Source organism: Actinoplanes flavus, from assembly GCF_017592555.1.
Lineage (GTDB): Bacteria > Actinomycetota > Actinomycetes > Mycobacteriales > Micromonosporaceae > Actinoplanes > Actinoplanes flavus.
This window is the reverse complement of record NZ_JAGFNS010000042.1, coordinates 26275-43790: the sequence shown is the minus strand read 5'-3', so window position 1 is coordinate 43790 and position 17516 is coordinate 26275. Positions and strand designations below refer to the sequence as shown.

Annotated in this window: 14 protein-coding genes; 11 read left to right on the top strand and 3 right to left on the bottom strand. The window is 71.8% G+C overall.

Going from position 1 to position 17516, the window contains the following annotated elements; all coding sequences use genetic code 11:
* The first annotated feature begins 27 nt into the window (after positions 1-27).
* From J5X75_RS39625 to J5X75_RS39610, 4 genes are all read left to right on the top strand, one after another.
* On the top strand, positions 28-945 hold the full coding sequence (locus J5X75_RS39625; protein WP_238490785.1) for a hydroxymethylglutaryl-CoA lyase: 918 nt from the start codon (positions 28-30) through the stop codon (positions 943-945).
* A 25-nt stretch (positions 946-970) separates the two neighbouring features.
* Positions 971-2461: a class I adenylate-forming enzyme family protein gene (locus J5X75_RS39620; protein WP_208472864.1), complete on the top strand. Its 1491-nt coding sequence runs from the start codon at positions 971-973 to the stop codon at positions 2459-2461.
* A complete protein-coding gene (locus J5X75_RS39615) occupies positions 2458-3330 on the top strand; it encodes a DUF4437 domain-containing protein (protein WP_208472863.1) in 873 nt (290 codons plus the stop codon). The genes J5X75_RS39620 and J5X75_RS39615 overlap by 4 nt, the downstream gene beginning before the upstream one ends.
* Before the next feature lie 67 nt (positions 3331-3397).
* Positions 3398-5359: an acyl-CoA dehydrogenase family protein gene (locus tag J5X75_RS39610; RefSeq protein ID WP_208472862.1), complete on the top strand. Its 1962-nt coding sequence runs from the start codon at positions 3398-3400 to the stop codon at positions 5357-5359.
* Here the strand turns inward: J5X75_RS39610 and J5X75_RS39605 are convergent.
* From J5X75_RS39605 to J5X75_RS39595, 3 genes are all read right to left on the bottom strand, one after another.
* Positions 5350-5697 (bottom strand): hypothetical protein, encoded by a 348-nt coding sequence (locus tag J5X75_RS39605; protein WP_208472861.1) that lies wholly within the window; start codon positions 5695-5697, stop codon positions 5350-5352. The two genes, J5X75_RS39610 and J5X75_RS39605, sit on opposite strands and share 10 nt — an antisense overlap.
* An 8-nt stretch (positions 5698-5705) precedes the next feature.
* Complete coding sequence (locus J5X75_RS39600; RefSeq protein WP_208472860.1) at positions 5706-6206, bottom strand: Panacea domain-containing protein; 501 nt, start codon at positions 6204-6206, stop codon at positions 5706-5708.
* A 346-nt stretch (positions 6207-6552) separates the two neighbouring features.
* Complete coding sequence (locus J5X75_RS39595; RefSeq protein WP_208472859.1) at positions 6553-7986, bottom strand: dihydroorotase; 1434 nt, start codon at positions 7984-7986, stop codon at positions 6553-6555.
* A gap of 77 nt (positions 7987-8063) precedes the next feature.
* Here J5X75_RS39595 and J5X75_RS39590 point away from each other — a divergent pair, with 77 nt between their 5' ends.
* From J5X75_RS39590 to J5X75_RS39560, 7 genes are all read left to right on the top strand, one after another.
* Positions 8064-9254, top strand: a complete 1191-nt coding sequence (locus tag J5X75_RS39590; protein WP_208472858.1) for a CaiB/BaiF CoA transferase family protein — start codon at positions 8064-8066, stop codon at positions 9252-9254.
* Complete coding sequence (locus tag J5X75_RS39585) at positions 9254-10021, top strand: cyclase family protein (protein WP_208472857.1); 768 nt, start codon at positions 9254-9256, stop codon at positions 10019-10021. Before J5X75_RS39590 ends, J5X75_RS39585 begins: the two co-directional genes overlap by 1 nt.
* A complete protein-coding gene (locus J5X75_RS39580) occupies positions 10018-11388 on the top strand; it encodes an MmgE/PrpD family protein (protein ID WP_208472856.1) in 1371 nt (456 codons plus the stop codon). Before J5X75_RS39585 ends, J5X75_RS39580 begins: the two co-directional genes overlap by 4 nt.
* A gap of 227 nt (positions 11389-11615) precedes the next feature.
* Complete coding sequence (locus J5X75_RS39575; RefSeq protein WP_208472855.1) at positions 11616-14330, top strand: WxL protein peptidoglycan domain-containing protein; 2715 nt, start codon at positions 11616-11618, stop codon at positions 14328-14330.
* Positions 14327-15415 carry a hypothetical protein gene (locus tag J5X75_RS39570; protein ID WP_208472854.1) on the top strand — a complete coding sequence of 363 codons (1089 nt, stop codon included), beginning with the start codon at positions 14327-14329 and terminating at the stop codon, positions 15413-15415. The genes J5X75_RS39575 and J5X75_RS39570 overlap by 4 nt, the downstream gene beginning before the upstream one ends.
* Entirely contained in the window at positions 15412-16770 is a 1359-nt protein-coding gene (locus J5X75_RS39565; RefSeq protein ID WP_208472853.1) for an ABC transporter substrate-binding protein, read from the top strand. The genes J5X75_RS39570 and J5X75_RS39565 overlap by 4 nt, the downstream gene beginning before the upstream one ends.
* Positions 16760-17491, top strand: a complete 732-nt coding sequence (locus J5X75_RS39560; RefSeq protein ID WP_208472852.1) for an ABC transporter ATP-binding protein — start codon at positions 16760-16762, stop codon at positions 17489-17491. Before J5X75_RS39565 ends, J5X75_RS39560 begins: the two co-directional genes overlap by 11 nt.
* Positions 17492-17516: the final 25 nt, after the last annotated feature.

The following is a 17516-nucleotide window of genomic DNA, read 5'->3' as shown; positions in this document are numbered from 1 at the left end:
TATACTCGGGAAACGACGTTTCGCTAGATGAAACAAGGGGTATCGCAGGTGGAGATCGTCGAGGTCGGGCCGCGGGACGGGCTGCAGAACGAGAAGCGGGTGCTGCCGACGTCCGTCAAGGTCGGCTACGTGTCCCGGGCCGTCGCGGCGGGGCTGCGGCGGATCGAGGTGGCCGCCTTCGCCCGGCCGGACCGGGTGCCGCAGATGGCCGACGCCGAGGAGGTGCTGCGGTCGGTGCCCCGCCGGCCCGGCGTGCGCCATGTCGCGCTGGTCCTCAACGGCCGCGGCCTGGACCGGGCCCTCGCGCTGGAGGCCGCGCGGCCCGACGAGATCAACTATGTAGTTGTCGCGAGTGACGAGTTTTCCCGCCGCAACCAGGGGATGTCTACGGCCTCCTCGCTCGCGGCCTTCCGCGCGGTCGCGGCGCGCGCCCGCGACGCCGGACTTTTCGTGACTTTGACGGTCGCGGCGGCGTTCGGATGTCCCTTCACCGGTGCCGTGCCCGTTTCCCGGGTGCGCGACATCGTGGCCGGCGCCGGTCCGCTGGATGAGATCTGCCTGGCCGACACCATCGGCGTGGGCGTGCCGGGGCAGGTCACCGAGCTGGCGGCCGCGGTGCGTGAGGTCGCTCCGGGCGCGCCGCTGCGCGCTCACTTCCACAACACCAGAAACACGGGGTACGCCAACGCGATCGCCGCGGTGGCGAGCGGATTCGTGGCGCTGGACGCCAGTCTCGGCGGGATCGGCGGGTGCCCGTTCGCGCCGGCCGCCACCGGGAACATCGCCACCGAGGACCTCGCCTACCTGCTGAACCGGTCGGGGCTGAAGACCGGGGTGGACGTCTCCGCCGCCGCCGCGACCGGCACCTGGATCGGATCGCGGCTGGGGCTCGCCGCGGTTCCCGCGCAACTCGGCCGGGCCGGCGACTTCCCTCTTGCGTCATGAATGGAAACGGTGTTTCCATTCTCGCATGCTGCGGCCGGGTGGTGCTGATCTGACGATCGCCGGGGGCGTGCGCGAGTTCGGCCGGGCCACACCGGACGTGATCGCGGTACGCGACGGGGATCGGGAACTCAAGTACGGCGCTCTCGACGAGCGCTCCTCACGCATCGCGTGCGCGCTGCTGGCCCACGGGCTCGTCCACGGCGACCGGGTGGCGCTGCTCTGCGGCAACCGCCTCGAATACCCGGAGATCGCGGCCGGCGTCGCCAAGGCGGGCCTGGTGCTGGTCCCGGTCAACCCGCGGCTCACCGCGCCGGAGGTGGACTTCATCCTCGGCCACTCCGGGGCACGGGCGCTGATCGTGGACCCGGCCCTGGCCGGGGCGGTTCCGGACGGCTTCCCGGGGCGGATCGTGCACATCGGTCCGGCGTACGAGGCGTGGCTCGATGCCGCCCGCGCCGTCGACCCGTGGATCGCGGTGGACGAGCGGGACCCGTTCTGCATCGCGTACACGGCCGGCACCACCGGCGACCCGAAGGGCGTGCTCGTCTCGCACCGGTCCCGGGCGCTGACCTTCTACGCCACCGCGCTGGAGTGGGGGATCGGGCCGGGGCGGCGGACCATCGCGGTCGCCCCGATGTACCACGGCGCCGGGTTCGCCTTCGCCTACGCGGCCGTCTACTGCGGGGCGACGGTCAGCATGCTGCGCTCGTTCCAGCCGGACGCGCTGCTCGACATGATCCAGCGGGACGGCGCCCAGTCGGTCTTCCTGGTCCCGACCCACGCGCAGGTGATCCGCTCCGCCATCGACGAGGTCCCGGCCCTTCCGACGCTGGACACCCTCTACTTCAACGCGGCGGCGCTGCCCGGGGTGCTCAAGGAGTGGGTGTTCGAGGCGTTCCCCGGCGTGGGGGTGCACGAGCTGTACGGCTCCACCGAGGCGGGCGTGATCACCAATCTGCGGCCGCCGGACGCCCGGCGCAAGGCCGGGACCGTCGGCCACCCGTGGTTCGGCACCCGGGTCAGGATCGTCGACCCGGCCGGGAACCCGGTCGGGCCGGGACAACCGGGAGAGCTGTACAGCCGCTCGCCGTACCTGATGAACGGCTACCACGAGAACCCGGCCGCGACCGCGGCGTGCACCACCGCGGACGGCTTCCTCACCTCCGGCGACATCGTGATCCGCGACGAGGAGGGCTTCATCTCCATCGTGGACCGGGTCAAGGACGTGATCATCACGGGCGGCGTGAACGTCTACCCGCGCGACGTCGAGGAGGTGCTGCTCACCCACCCGGCGGTGACCGAGTGCGCGGTCGTCGGCGAACCGGACGAGCGGTGGGGTGAACGGGTCGTCGCCTACTACGTGGGCCGCTCGCCGGTCTCCTCCGGCGACCTGGAGGGCTTCCTGCGGTCGCGGCTGGCCGGTTTCAAGGTCCCCAAGCAGTACCGAACCGTCGCGGCGCTGCCCCGCAACGCCGCCGGCAAGATCCTGAAACGCGAGCTGAGGAGTACGCCGTGAGGGCACATGTGGAGTTGATCCACGAGAACGACTACATCTTCCACGCCGGGGAGCTGCCGTACGGCGAGGGGAGGATCCTCGAACGCCGCCTGTCGACCGACGAGGAGGACGGCTCGTCCTCGCTGTCGCTGCACGCAGGAGCGGACTGGGGCCGCAGCGCCGGGATCGTGCACGCCGACACCGAGTTCTACGTGGTCGAGGGCTCGCTGTCGTACGGTGGCCGGGAGCTCGGGGCCGGCGGCTACGTCCAGGTCCCCAAGGGCACGGCCATGGACTGGATCAAGATCCGCGAGGGTTCCCGGGTGCTGCACTGGCGGGAGTACGGGGACTGCGGCTTCGATCCCTTCACTTCCCTGAGCGAGGCCTCGGCGAAGGCGGCCCCGGAGTCGGCCGAGGGCGTGACGGTCATGGACGCCGAGAAGATGGAGTGGACCGAGGCGCCGTCGGTCGGCCCGCTCACCCCGCTCTACATCAAGCTGCTGCACCGCGACCCGAAGACCGGCTTCTACACCCGGCTCATCCGCGCGCCGAAGGGCTGGACCGATCACCGGCTCGCCCACCACCCGTGCTACGAGGAGTTCTACACCCTGGCCGGGAAGATGGCCTACAACTTCGGCGACATCGACGAGGGCACCTACTGCTTCCGCCCGGCCCGGGTGAAGCACGGCCACTTCGTCGCGGAGACCGAGATCGACTGGATCCTGCGGTCCGACGGTGAGCTGACCAACTGGTACACCACCGGCGAGTGGGTCGACTACGGCGGGCACGCGGAGAACTACGACGAGCACGACGGGCACATCCACCCGATCCTGTCGTCGCTGCCGGTGCGGTCCCGGTCCCGTGGCGAGTGGTCCGGCGACGGCATGTGACGGCGTTTCTCCGGCTGGGCCGGCGCCCAGGCGGTTAAAAAAGGTTACTCGTGGGTAATATCGCGGCATGAGTGATCGTGTCACCGCCTCCCTGACCGAGGCGCTCGACGGCCGGTGGGCGCACATCCGCCGGGCGGTCCGGGAACGGCTCGGCGCCGAGTTCGTCACCGTTCCCGGCGAGACCGGCGACCAGGCCCGGGAACGCGTCAGCCGGCTGATCCGCGAACTGCCCACCGACGTGGGCGTGGTCTCCGCCTTCCCGGTCGAGTACGGCGGCTCGGACGATCCGGGCGGCTCCACCGTGGCCGCCGAGATGCTCGCCCAGGTCGACCTGTCGCTGATGGTCAAGGCCGGCGTGCAGTGGGGGCTCTTCGGCGGGGCGGTCGTCGCCCTGGGCACGAAGCGGCACCACGACGCCTACCTGCGCGACATCATCTCGGCCGACCTCATGGGCTGCTTCGCGATGACCGAGACCGGACACGGGTCCGACGTGCAGCAGCTGCGCACGACGTGCACCTACGACGCGGCCACCGGAACCTTCGATCTGCACACCCCGCACGAGGCCGCGCGCAAGGACTACATCGGCAACGCGGCCCGCGACGGGCGGATGGCCGTCGTCTTCGCGCAGCTGATCACCGGCGGCAAGTCCTACGGGGTGCACGCCTGGCTCGTGCCGATCCGCGACGAGAACGGCGATCCGATGCCCGGCGTCACCCTCGGCGACGCCGGACCCAAGGCCGGGCTGCTCGGCGTCGACAACGGGCGGATCTCCTTCGACCACGTCACGGTGCCGCGGGACATGCTGCTCGACCGGTACGGGCAGGTCGCCGCCGACGGCGGCTACACCAGCTCGATCGAGAACGACACCCGGCGCTTCTTCACCATGCTCGGCACCCTGGTCCGCGGCCGGGTCACCGTGGGCGCCGCCGCCTCCGCGGCCACCCGCAGCGCGCTCACCATCGCGGTCCGCTACGGCGAGACCCGCCGCCAGTTCACCAGCCCCGGTGCCGACCGCGAGATCGTCCTCAACGACTACCTGGCCCACCAGCGCAAACTCCTTCCGGCGCTGGCGCGCTCGTACGCGTACGCCTTCGCCCAGGAGGAACTCGCGGTCACCATGGCCGACGTCTTCTCCCTCGCCGAACCCGACGAGCACCGGCAGCGGGAACTCGAATCCCGGGCCGCCGGGCTCAAGGCCGTACAGACGTGGCACGCCACCCGGACCATCCAGATGTGCCGGGAGGCGTGCGGCGGCGCCGGATACCTCGCCGAGAACCGGCTGCCCGGGCTCAAGGCCGACACCGACGTGTTCACCACCTTCGAGGGCGACAACACCGTCCTGCTCCAGCTGGTCGCGAAAGGCCTGCTCACCGGCTATCGCGACGCCTTCGGCTCGCTCGACGGCTGGGGGCGCGCCACGTTCGTCGCCGAACAGGTGCGGGAGATGATGCTGGAGCGTACGGCCGCGCGCTCGCTGATCCAGCGGCTTGTCAGCGCCGCCCCCGGACGCGACGAGGAGGTCGCCGTCACCGACCGGGGCTGGCACCTCGCCCTCTTCGAAGACCGGGAGAAGCACCTGCTCGACGGGGCGATCCGCCGTCTTCGCAACGGCGCCGCCACCAAGAAGGACCGGCCGTTCGACATCTTCAACGACGTACAGGACCACATCCTGTCGGTGGCGAGTGCCCACATCGACCGGATCACCCTGGAGGCGTTCGTGGCCGGCATCGACCGGACCACCGACGAGGCCGCCCGCGAGCTGCTCGAAAAGGTCTGCGACCTGTACGCGCTGACCACCATCGAGGAGCACAAGGCCTGGCTGATGGAACACGGCCGCCTCACCCCGGCCCGCTCCAAGGCGGTCACCGCGGTGGCCAACGACCTGCTCCGCGAGCTGCGGCCGCACCTGCGCACGCTGGTGGACGCGTTCGCCGTACCGGAGGAGTGGTTGAACGCCGCCATCCTCCGCGAGGAGCCCGCCCGCCAGGAGGCCATGTCCAAGGAGGACGACGCCCTCCGTCAGTCGTGATCGAGTGGGTAGACGAGGTGTTCGGCATCCCACCAGAGGATGTAGAAGACGCCGGCCGCGATGAAACCCCACAGACGCCGGCGGTTGGCCACGCGGAAGCGGAAGATCTCATCGCCGAACACCTCGTCGAGCCGCAGTTGGGCGATCCGCTCCTGTGCCTCGTCGGCGGCCGGCCATCGCCAGGCGCCCTGGTATCCGTGGTCGGCGTAGTGGAACGAGAAAGTCACCTTGTGCGATCCGGCGTCGGGGCCGCGCACCGCAGTGGCGTCGACCTTGGCGACCTTCTCGCCGGATGCGATCCGCTTCGGGGAACCCGTCCGGGTCCTCTTCGGGGACATCGAACCGCCTACGCGGTGGCGGCGGTGGCGCCCCAACCCTCCCAGGTCAGCTCATCGATGGGTATGGCCTCCTCGGCCGCGTCGAGCGAGCCGTAGTACTCATGCATCGCCGCGGGGGTGATGACGTTCTCCGAGCGCTCGGTCGGGTGCAGGCCGGTCCGCGCGTCGGCCCACGGCGCCTCCGCGTGCGTCAGATGGCTGAGTTTGCGGCCGTCGAGGTCGCCGTACGATTCGAGGACCACGTCGACGGACTCCCGCTCGGAGGCGGAGAGCCGTGTCGCGTCGCCGTGCGGCCACTCGCTGATCAGGAACTGGCCGCGGTGCAGGGGATACAGCTCGGCGACGACCGGGCCGTTGGCCCATGCCTCGATGCGCTCGGGGAAGAGCGGCTGCTCGTCCCACACGAGATGCCATGCCTGGGAGTAGTAGAGCAGTTTCTGTAGCTTCATCGCCGACATCGGGCCGCGCCTGGCCAGAATGTAGGCGGCCACGTCATGTGCGGTCGCCACTGTGTCACCCCCTGACCTGGACTTCCTTTCGGACCTTGCGCGGATGAGCTTAGCGAGGTGGTGTGTCATTTTCCGTCCCCAGAATATCCGTCGGCACGCCGCTTTGCGCTTACTTGACCGTTTTGTCGCATCAGGCGGTCCGGTGGATCCGAGTGAGCCTCGCAACTCGTGGGCGTGTTTCGCTGCCTAGTCTCCGGTATCCCGAGACCACCGGGCAGCGCTCGATCGGCTGACGTGGATGGTCGGTTACCTGACAGGGCGGGCGCTTGTCGGTCACGTGGGATGAACGAGTGACCCGGTCCCGAGTCGGCGGGCGCCATCCCCGCCGGCGCCCGCCGCGAGTAGGTCAGCGGGAGACGAAGGCGCCCCGGGGAGCGCCCAGGACCTCGCCGTCGCGGTAGGCGACGCGGCCCCGGAGGACGGTGGCGACCGGCCAGCCGCGGACCTTGCGGCCCTCGAAGGGGCAGTGGTCCTGGCCGGAGAGCAGCAGGCCGGCGGTGACCTCCTGCTCCAGGTCGGGGTCGATGATCGCCAGGTCGGCGTCGAAGCCGGGGAGCAGGTTGCCCTTGCGGCCGTCCAGGCCGTACGCGCGGGCCGGGTTCGCGGACACCAGTTCGGCGACGCGGGCCGGGGAGAGGCCGCGTCGGTGCATGCCCTCGCTGATCAGGATGGGGTAGAGCAGTGCGGTGCCGCCGAAGCCGGGCAGCGCCGGCCACAGTTCGTCGCCCTTCTCCTCCTCGAGGCAGCAGGCGTGGTCGGAGGCGACCCAGCCGACGGTGCCGTCCAGGACGCCGGCCCACAGGGCTTCGGTGTCGGACCTGGCCCGGACCGGTGGGTTGACCTTGCCGCCGAGGCCGCCCCGCGCGTCGAGGTCCTCGTGGGTGAGGCACAGGTGGTGCAGGGTCACCTCGAAGCGCATGTCGACCCCGGGCATCGCGATCCGGGCCTCGCGGGCGGCGGCCAGGGCCTCGCCGGAGGACAGGTGCAGCAGGTTGATGGCACAGTCGGTGGCCCGGGCCAGGGTGGTGGCCTCCCCGATCGCCACCCGTTCGGTCAGTGGCGGGCGGGCGTCCGAGTAGGCCTTCAGGGTCTGGGGATCGCCGTTCGCGCGGACCCTCTCGATGAAGAGCCGCATCAGTTCGGCCTGTTCGCAGTGCAGGGAGAGGGAGACCCGCCGGTCCGTCGAGGCGTTGGCGGCCGCGACCGCCTCCATCAGCTGGTAGAGGTGGCCGAGGTCGTACTCGTCGCTCATCGTGAAGGACCTGGCGTCGCGCGAGTTCGCCGACAGGTTGAAGCCCTTGTAGAACATGTAGTACTTGAACGAGCTGACCCCGCTGCCGTCGACCAGCGCGGACACCTCGCCGACCTGGGCGGTGTCCATCGGCGCCAGGTGGAAGCCGTAGTCGGTCCAGGCGTGACCGGCGACCGCGCCGAGCACCTCCGGGAAGATGTCGGCGTAGGCGCCGGTCCGGTTCAGGTAGTGCTGCCCGGTCCGGAAGTAGGACAGCACCGTGGTCGCGCCGCCGACCAGCGAGGACCGGGTCTCCTCGGCCGCGTCGACCGCGAGCGGACGGTAGATGCCCAGGTGGAAGTGGGCGTCGACGGCGCCGGGGAAGACCAGTCTGCCGGTCGCGTCGAGGACCTCGTCGGCGTCCTCGACGTCGATCGTGTCGGCGATCGCGGCCACCTTGCCGTCCCTGGTGGCCAGGTCGGCCCGGATGGTTCCCAGGTAGGGCACGACCAGGGTGCCTCCGCGTACCAGCAGTTCGTAACGGCTCATCCGGCCCTACCCTCCACCGACGTTTCGCACACAGTAACGCGGTTTCCCTTAACGGAACAGAGCGGTTAGGGTGTGGCATGCACAGCCCTCTCGAAGGGGTGCGCGTCGTCGACGCGTCCACCCTGTTCGCCGGACCTCTGGCCGCGACGATCCTCGGCGACTACGGCGCCGACGTGACCAAGATCGAGCATCCGGTCAAGGGCGACCCGGCCCGGGGGCACGGGCCGGCGAAGGACGGGGTCCCGCTCTGGTGGACCATGCTGGGCCGCAACAAGCGGACGATCACCCTCAACCTGGGGGCGGCCAAAGGTGCCGCCATAGCGAAAAGTCTCGTCAAGGACGCCGATGTCATCATCGAGAACTTCCGTCCCGGGACTCTGGAACGCTGGGGCCTCGGCCCTGACGTTCTCCACGAGATCAACCCGAAGTTGATCATCGCGCGTGTCACCACGTATGGACAATTCGGACCGTACTCGCACCGGCCGGGGTTCGGCACGCTGGCCGAGGCGATGAGTGGGTTCGCGGCGATCACCGGTGAGCCGGACGGCCCGCCCACCCTGCCGCCCTTCGGTCTCGCCGACGGTATCGCCGCGCTGACCACCGCGCAGGCGATCATGACGGCCCTGTACCACCGCGACGTCCACAACGGGCCGGGCCAGGTCGTCGACCTGGCCATCGTCGAGCCGATGCTCACCGTCCTCGGCATGCAGGCGATGGTGTACGACCAGCTCGGCCAGGTGCAACAGCGGACCGGCAACCGATCGGTCAACAACGCGCCGCGCAACACCTACCGGACCGCCGACGGCCGCTGGGTCGCCGTCTCCACGAGCGCGCAGGCCATCGCCGAGCGGGTGATGCGCCTGGTCGGCCGCCCCGAACTGATCGACGAGCCGTGGTTCACCACCGGTGTCGGCCGGGCCGCGCACGCCGACGTGCTGGACGAGGCGCTGAGCGGGTGGATCGGCGCCCGCGACCTGGCGACCGTCACCGAGGCGTTCGAACGGGCGCAGGCAGCGATCGCCCCGGTCTACGACATCGCGGACGTCTTCGCCGACCCGCAGTTCATCGCGCGCGACTCGGTGACGACCGCGCACGATCCGACGCTCGGGCCGGTGCGCATGCCCGGCCCGCTGTACCGCCTCTCGCGGACGCCCGGCTCGATCCGCTGGACCGGCCGGCCGCGCGGCGCGGACACCGACGACGTGCTCGCCGGCCTCGGCTACGACGAGGAGGAACGGGCGAAGCTGAGGGCCGAAGGAGTCATCTAGTGGAAGTTTTCGACCTCGCGCAGCCGATGCGGAGGGGGATGCCACAGTCGCCGAACCATCCGGCCTACACCCATTCCCTGGTACGCCGGCACGGCGACATGGTGCGGGCCGGCGGCGGGTCGGCCGCCAACGACATCCTGGTCATGGGTACGCACGTCGGCACGCATGTGGACGCCCTGGCCCACGTCTCCCAGGACGGCCTGCTGCACGGCGGGGTGGTCGCGGCCGACGTGCAGTCCGACACCGGCTTCTCCCGGCTGGGCATCGACGAGTTCCCGCCGTTCGTCGGCCGCGGCGTCCTCCTGGACGTGGCGCGGGTGCACGGCGTCGAGGTGCTGCCGCCCGGCTACGAGGTGACGGCCGAGGACCTCGCGGCCGCCTCCGGCGCCCTCACGATCAACCCCGGCGACGCGGTCCTCATCGGCACCGGCTGGTCGCGCCACTTCGGCGACGGACAGACCTTTCTCGGTACGCGTGACGGCGCGCCCGGTCCCGGCGAGGACGCCGCGCGCTGGCTGGCCGAGCGGGAGATCGCGGTGACCGGGGCGGAGACGATCGCGTACGAGCACATCGCCCCCGGCGCCGGGCACGCCAGCCTGCCGGTGCACCGGATCCTGCTGGTCGAGGCGGGCATCAACATCGTGGAGACGATGCTGCTCAGTGAACTGGCCGACGCTCGGGTGACCGAGTTCCAGTTCATCCTGGCCCCGCTCAAGCTGGTCGGCGCCACGGGTTCGCCGGTGCGGCCGCTGGCGGTGGTCCCGTGACGCTGGCTCAGGAACTGGGGGAGTTCGCGGCCAAGGTGGACCCACCCGGGCGGGTTCGCGCGGACGTGCCGACGCGGATCCTCGACGTGCTCGGAAACGGTCTGGCCGCGTACGCCGAAAAGGACGCGGACGCGGCGCCCGCCGCACTCCGCGCGATGCGACGCTGGGGTGGCGTGCCCGAATCGACCGTCCTCGGCTCCGGGGACCGGCTGCCCGCGCCGTCCGCGGCGTTCGTGAACGGGGTGCTCGCCCACTCGCTCGACTTCGACGACACGCATCTGCCGTCGGTGCTGCACCCGAGCGCCTCGGTGGTCCCGGCCGCCCTGGCCGCGGCCGAGGCGGGCGCGCCCGGTGACCTGATCGCCGCGATCGCCGCCGGCATCGAGGTGACCAACCGGCTCGGCATGGCCGGCTGCGATCCGGAGACCGGCGCGAACCTCTACTTCGAACGCGGACAGCACGCCACCTCGATCTGCGGGACGATCGGCGCCGCGGTGGCCGTGGCCCGCCTGTACGAACTGGACGCCGGGAAGATCGCCGACGCCGTCGGGATCGCCGTGTCGATGGGCGCCGGGGTGCTGGAGGCGAACCGTACCGGCGGCTCGGTGAAACGGTCGCACTGCGGCTGGGCGGCGCACGGCGGCGTGGTCGCGGCCACCCTCGCCGCCGAAGGGCTGACCGGCCCGCCGACCGTGCTGGAGGGGCGCTTCGGGTTCTTCACGGCACACACCGGCCGGTTCACGGCGGCGGCCGTCACGGACGGGCTGGGCGAGCGGTGGGAATTGCTGCGGACGGTGTTCAAGCCGTACCCGTCGAATCATTTCACCCACGCCGGGATCGACTGCGCGCTGGCGTTGCGCGCGGCCGGGCTGGATCCGGACGACGTGGACAGCGCCGAGCTGGGGGTGGCCGGGCCGGTGTTGCGGACCATCGCCGAGCCGGCCGCCGAGAAGGCCCGGCCACGCAGCGGGTACCACGCCAAGTTCTCCGGGCCGTACACCCTCGCGGTGGCCCTGACCGGGGGCGGCGGGCTGGGCGTGGGCCTGGACGATTTCGCCGGGCTGGACCCGCGGCGGCTGGAGCTGGCGTCCCGGGTGCGGATGTACGCCGACGACGCCGCCACCGCCGCGTTCCCGCGTGCGTTCGCCGGCGTGCTGCGGGTGCGGACCCGGTCCGGGGCGGTGCTGGAGCACCGGGTGGACAGTTCGCGCGGCGGCCCCGGGCATCCGCTGAGCGCCGCCGAGGTGACCGCGAAGTTCACCGGCAACGCCCGGCGTGCGATATCGGCCGACGCGGTGGCGGCGCTGTCCGATGCGGTCCGGCGGCTCGGGTCCGGCGGGCCGGTTTCCGACGTGTTTCCGGTCTGACGCGTTCACCCGCGAACTTTGGAAACGGCGTATCGCAGAGCGGGATAAGGCTGGTCGGTGGGTTGACATGAGTGTTGCGGACTGCGTTCATTGATCCCACGCAGAAAGAAAACGCCGTTTCCCTCAGCGAAACGGCAGGAAGACTGGATGCGTACCGCGCGCTAGAGCGTCACCGCCGCCACCCGGCGGGGGCGCACCCACTGTCAGAGAGGGGACGCGGCACCACCATGACATCCACCGCAAGAAGAGCCCTGATCGCGGCACTGGCCCTGGTCGGCGTCGTCGCCGTCCAGGCGCCCGCCGCCGGGTACGGGCCGACCGCGAGTTCCCTTGGGTGCCGGATCTATTTCAGCGACGCCGGCACCGGCTCCTCCCCGAGCACGTGGGCGGACACGTTCACCCTGACCCAGACTCCGGCGTCGCCGAAGCCCGGCCAGACCGTGACCGTGTCGTTCACCGCGGCGGAGGGATCCACCAACGGCCCGGTCCCGCTCACCGCCGGCTCCGTGCCGGTGGCCGTCACGGTCGGGATCACCGGATCCCAGACCGGCACGGTCACCCTCAACCAGGCGAGCTACCCGGCCGGCGCCGTCGCCGCCTACGCCAAGCTCGGCGGCTTCACCGCCACCGGCACCTTCACCGCCGGCGCGGCGGGCACCCTCAACCTCACCATCCGGCAGGTCACGTTCGCCAACACCACGGCGTCCACCTACTGCTCGGCGGAGGGCGACCGGGACCACAAGGCGAGCCCGGCGGCCACCACCATCGTCCAGCCGGTCACCGTCTTCGACGGCGGGGCGACCATCACCTCGATCACCGGGCAGACCGGCACCGCCGCCGCCCGCTCCGGCAACACCATCAACTACTCGGTCACCGGCCTGGCCGCGAACGCGACGCTCACCGCGTCGCTCAAGGACAGCGCCGGCGGCGGTACGGGTGAGGGCAGCGGCACCGGCAGCACCGGGGCCACCGGCGCCGGCACCGGCACGCTGGCCGTCCCGGCGAACGCCACCGCGGGCGACCGCACCGTGGCGATCACCGACGGCACCAGCACCGTCCTCGTACCCATCACGATCCTCGGCACGCCGGCGATCACCATCACGCCCCCGGGCGGCGGCGCCGGCACCGTCGTCAGCGTCAAGGGCACCGGCTTCAACCCCGGCAGCACGGTCACGGTCGGCGGCTACCAGGCGCTCGCCGGCGCACCGCCGCCCCCGGCCACCGCCGACGCGCCGGTCACCACCACCGCGACGGCGACCGGTGGCATCACCGCCACGTTCACCGTCGACGACCCCGCGACCGCCTGGATCGGCGCGTCGTCGGGCCAGCTGTTCGCCCTGGCCGCGTGGACCGCCTCGGCGGACTCCTGCACCGCGGCGACCGGCAACGTCGACGCCGCGTGCGACCTCACCTACGAGCTCTCGCAGACCGTGAACGGCGGCGCGCTCGCGATGTCGCGGGGCGCCGGCTCCAGCACCATCGCGTTCGACGGCATCACCCTCAACGGGACCGCGCAGACCGCCGAGGGCACCCTCCCGGCGATCAACGTGACCGACCACCGCGGCAGCACCCTCGGGTGGGACCTGACGGCGGAGGTCACCGACTTCACCGGTGTGCCCGGCGGCACCATCCCGGCGAGCGCCCTCACCTGGACGCCCGCCTGCGTGGCCCACCCCGGCGCCACCAACGCCGTCACGGCGGAACCCGGCACCGCGGGTCAGGCGGTCAACGCCGCCACCCTCTGCAAGGGACCGGTCAACACCACGACCGGTACGGGCGGATCGTTCGACGCCTCGGCCGAACTGGCCCTGGCAGTGCCCGTGAACCAGCTCGCGGGCACCTACACGGCGCCGCTCACGATCACCCGGAGCTGCCCCCGCCCCGGGGTGGGGGCGGCCGCCACCGCCCCCACCCGACTCCTTCTCCGACTTTCCGGCCGCCATGCCGATGGAGGGACAGACATGCGGATCACCCGGATCGCCGCGGCGGCCCTGGCGCTGGCCGCATGCGCGGCCGTCCCGGCCACCCCGGCCCTGGCCAGCGGCAACGGCGAGTGGGCGGTGACACCCACCCCGGCCGGGAACGCCGGGCCCACCCCGCGCCTCTACTTCTTCCTCGACGCGGCCGCCGGCCAGACCCTCAAGGAATCGGTACGCGTCACCAACCTCGGCAAAGACCCGAAAGCCTTCGAGATCTACGGCGCGGACGCCTACAACACCGTCAAGGACGGCGGATTCGCGCTGCGCACCAAGGACCGGCGGCAGACCGGCCTCGGCGCCTGGGTGACATCCGGCGCCGGAAAGGTGACCATCCCGGGCGGCACCAGCGCGGACATCCCGTTCACCATCACCGTCCCACCGAGCGCCACCCCCGGCGACCACGTCGGCGGCGTCGTGGCCCTGGAAGCCGAGCCGAGCGCCGTCACCCGCAGCGGCGGCGCCACCGTGAAGATCCAGCGCGCCGTCGCGGCCCGCGTCTACCTGCGGGTGGCCGGCACCATCGTGCCCGGCCTCGGGGTGCCCGGCCTGCGGATGGACATCGGATCGCCGCTGCTGCCGGTGCCGGTGACGGGCGACCTGGAGTACACCGTCACGAACCTCGGCAACGTGCACCTCATGCCGCGGGCCACCGTCCGGGTCACCGGCCTGTTCGGACATCCCGTCACGGTGAGCGGGCCGACGCCGTCCAGCGACATGGTCCCCGGCTCCGAAGGCAGGTTCGCCATGACCGCCTCGGGCATCTGGCCGTTCGACATCGTCACCACCTCGGTCGTGGTCGAAGCCGACGGCGGTGTCTACGCCCGCCGCAGCGACCGGGCCTTCGTCTACTCGTACAGCGGCGCCATGATCCTCGCCATCCTGATCGGCTCGCTCCTCCGGGCCGCCCGCCGCCGGGTCCGCAGCCGCGAGGCCCGGCCCCGTGGGTTGGTGGCCGGCCGATGAGGCGGATCGGAGTCCTCCTCGCGGTCGTCGTGCTGGCGCTCGCCACACCGGCGGCCGCCGCCCGCGCCGGCGGCCTGGTCGCCCGGCTCTCGGTCACCGAGGCGTCGCCGGGCGAGAAGATCCGCGTCACCGGCGAAGGCTGGGAGCCGTCCCAGCTGCTCCAGTTCGTCACCTGCGGCGAAGGCGGCGTGACCGGCTCGGCCGCCTGCGACACCCGCGCCTCGATGGCCACCCCGGTACGCAAGGACGGCACCTTCATCGTCGACCTGATCGTCGGCGAACCCCCCAAGGCCTGCCCGTGCGTCGTCCACGTGGCCGCCGTACAGGGCGACGCCGGCGCGGGCGTCGACCTGCCGCTCACCATCACCGGCCACGCCAGCGGGCAGATCCCGCGCACCGCCGACCCGGTCCGGGACCTGGTCGTCCAGGACGCCCGGCTGACCGGCGGCACGGCGGCCGCCTGGTTCGGCGCCCCCGACCGGCTGCTGCTCGTCTACACGATCCGCAACCCGGGCACGTCGACGCTGGTCGACGCCACGGCACAGGTCCGCCTCGGCGGAGGCGGCGACGACAACGTCTTCCACCGGGCCCCGATCACCGACCTGGGGCCCGGCCAGAGCGTCACCCTCACCGTGCCGGTCGAGCTGCCTCTCGCCGCGTTCGGCCGCTACGTCGTGACGGCCGACGTCAGCGGACTGGCCCGGGCCCGGCTCACACACCAGGCGTACCCCTGGGGTCTGTTCGCCGTCAACGCCGCCGGCCTGCTCCTGATCGCCGGGGGCGTGCTGCGCCGGGCCCGCCGCCGCGGCACCGAACTCGCCTGGGCCGACCCCTCGCAGACCATGCTGCCGTCCGTCGTCCGCCTCGGCAGCCTCGGCGCCCACCTGGTCTTCGACGACGCCCCCGGCGCCCGGCGACTACGCCGGATGGCCGGCGCCCAGCTCAGCCTGGAGACGCTGCGCGCCCTGGTCGGCTCCGGACGCCCGGCCGGCGGCGACTCCGTGCTCGACCTGGACGCGCTCGACCACGTGATGGCCCGGCGCTACCCCCGGGACCTCACCCTCTTCGAGGAGGACGACGAATGACATCGCCGTCGCCGCGCCGCCCAGTGGACCGGCCGCTGCTGGTCCGGGCCGGCGCCGTGCTGGTGGCCGCGGCGCTCGCCTACACGAGCTGCGGCACCCTCATGCCGGGCGCCGACTCGGCCGGCGGGGCGTCGGCGAACGGCACCGGACCCGGCGTCACCGACGACACCGTGAAGGTCGTGTTCATCGGCACCGACCTCACCAAGACCGCCTCCATGACCGGCTTCCAGAACGCCGACGTCGGCAAACCGTCCGAGCAGGTCGAAGCCCTCGAGACGTACGTCAACGCGCACGGTGGGGTGGCCGGGCGCAAGCTGGAGGCCGTCTACCGCGAGTACGAGGCGAGCAAGGACTCCCCGGCCGCCGAGACCACCCTGTGCAGCCAGATCACCCAGGACGACGAGGCGTTCGCGGTGGTCCTCACCGGACAGCTGCAGTCCAACGCCCGGCCCTGCTACGCGCAGCGGCGCACCCTGATGCTGGACGCCACCCTGATCGCCGACGACCGGGCCACGTTCACCCGGCTCGACCCCTACCTGTGGACCGCGTCCTATCCCGAGTACGACGCGTTCGCCACCTCCTTCCTCGACGTGCTCGTGGCACAGAGGTTCTTCGACGGCCGCCGCCAGGCCGGCCTGGTCGCGGCCGACACCCCGGCCAACAGATCGGTGTACGACGAACTGGTCGTCCCGTTGCTCGCCGAAGCCGGCGTCACCGTCACCGTCAACTGGATCGACACCACCAGCCTCGGCACCCTGAACAGCGGCCTGTCGCAGGCGGCCGTCAACTTCCGCGGCAAGCGCATCGACCGGGTGTTCTTCCTCGGCGGGGCCCGGCTCGCGCCGTTCTTCATGACCAGCGCCAAGGCACAAGGCTTCACCGCCCGATACGGCGTCTCCACCTTCGACAGCCCCGTCTTCATGGTGAACAACCCGGGAACCGTGCCGCCGGAGTCGCTGGCCGGCATGGTCGGCATCGGGTTCGCGCCGGCCAACGACATCCCGGACTCCCAGCTCGCCTTCCCGGACACCGACGCCGAGCGCAGGTGCCTCGACATCTACCAGCAGGCCGGGATCACCTTCGCCAAGCGGGAGAACGCCCGGGTCGCCCTCACCTACTGTGACGCCGCGCTGCTGCTCCAGGGCGCCGCCGCGAACCTGGGACCGAACCTGAACGCCGCCGCCTGGGCCGCGGCCGCCCGGGCCCTGGGTCCCGCGTACCGCACCGCCACCGGCTTCGGCGGCGAACTCGGCCCCGACGGGTACGCGGCCGGCACCGGCTACCGGATCCTCAAGTACGACACCGGATGCGCCTGCTTCACCTACGACGGGCCGGTGACCCCCCTTGGCCGCTGACATCGTCCTCCAGACCACCGGGCTCTCCGGGGGCTACGGCTCGATCCGGGTGCTGTTCGGCGTCGACCTGACCGTCCGGCGCGGCGAGACCGTGGCACTGTGCGGGCCCAACGGCGTCGGCAAGTCCACCCTGGTCCGGATGATCTCCGGGCTCAGCCGGCCCAGCGCCGGCACCGTCTTCCTCAACGGGCTCGACGTCACCGGCGTGCCGGGCGCCCAACGGCCCCGGCTCGGCATGTCCACGGTCATCGGACAGCAGGCGTTCGGCTCCCTCTCGGTACGCGACAACCTGCGCATGCACACCTACCCGGTGGGCCGGGGCGACGAGAAACCCACCACCTCGGTCGACGGGGCGCTCGCCGTCTTCCCCCGGCTGCGGGCCCGCGCCGACCAGCCCGCCTCCACCCTGTCCGGTGGGGAACGGCAGATGCTGGTGCTCGCCAAGACGCTCATCCAGCGGCCCGACGTGCTGCTGATCGACGAGTTCTCCCTCGGGCTCGCCCCCGTCGTGGTGGGCGGCCTGCTCGAACTCATCCGCCGACTGGCCACAGCCGGCGTCGGCACGCTGCTCATCGAACAGTCGGTGAACGTGGCCATGTCCGTCGCCGACCGGCTGCTCTTCATGGAACACGGCACGATCATCGCCGAGCACACCCCCGCCGAGCTGCGCGAATCCCCGGACCTGGCCCGCCGCCTGGTACTCGGAGGGCACGCCGCATGAGCACACCCCGGTCCCTCGTCCCCAT

What these genes read in the sequence shown, in the direction of transcription:
- J5X75_RS39625 (WP_238490785.1), top strand. Translation starts at nt 28, where the DNA reads ATGAAACAAGGGGTATCGCAGGTGGAGATCGTCGAGGTCGGGCCGCGG.
- J5X75_RS39620 (WP_208472864.1), top strand. Translation starts at nt 971, where the DNA reads ATGCTGCGGCCGGGTGGTGCTGATCTGACGATCGCCGGGGGCGTGCGC.
- J5X75_RS39610 (WP_208472862.1), top strand. Translation starts at nt 3,398, where the DNA reads ATGAGTGATCGTGTCACCGCCTCCCTGACCGAGGCGCTCGACGGCCGG.
- J5X75_RS39605 (WP_208472861.1), bottom strand. Translation starts at nt 5,697, where the DNA reads ATGTCCCCGAAGAGGACCCGGACGGGTTCCCCGAAGCGGATCGCATCC.
- J5X75_RS39595 (WP_208472859.1), bottom strand. Translation starts at nt 7,986, where the DNA reads ATGAGCCGTTACGAACTGCTGGTACGCGGAGGCACCCTGGTCGTGCCC.
- J5X75_RS39590 (WP_208472858.1), top strand. Translation starts at nt 8,064, where the DNA reads ATGCACAGCCCTCTCGAAGGGGTGCGCGTCGTCGACGCGTCCACCCTG.
- J5X75_RS39575 (WP_208472855.1), top strand. Translation starts at nt 11,616, where the DNA reads ATGACATCCACCGCAAGAAGAGCCCTGATCGCGGCACTGGCCCTGGTC.
- J5X75_RS39570 (WP_208472854.1), top strand. Translation starts at nt 14,327, where the DNA reads ATGAGGCGGATCGGAGTCCTCCTCGCGGTCGTCGTGCTGGCGCTCGCC.
- J5X75_RS39565 (WP_208472853.1), top strand. Translation starts at nt 15,412, where the DNA reads ATGACATCGCCGTCGCCGCGCCGCCCAGTGGACCGGCCGCTGCTGGTC.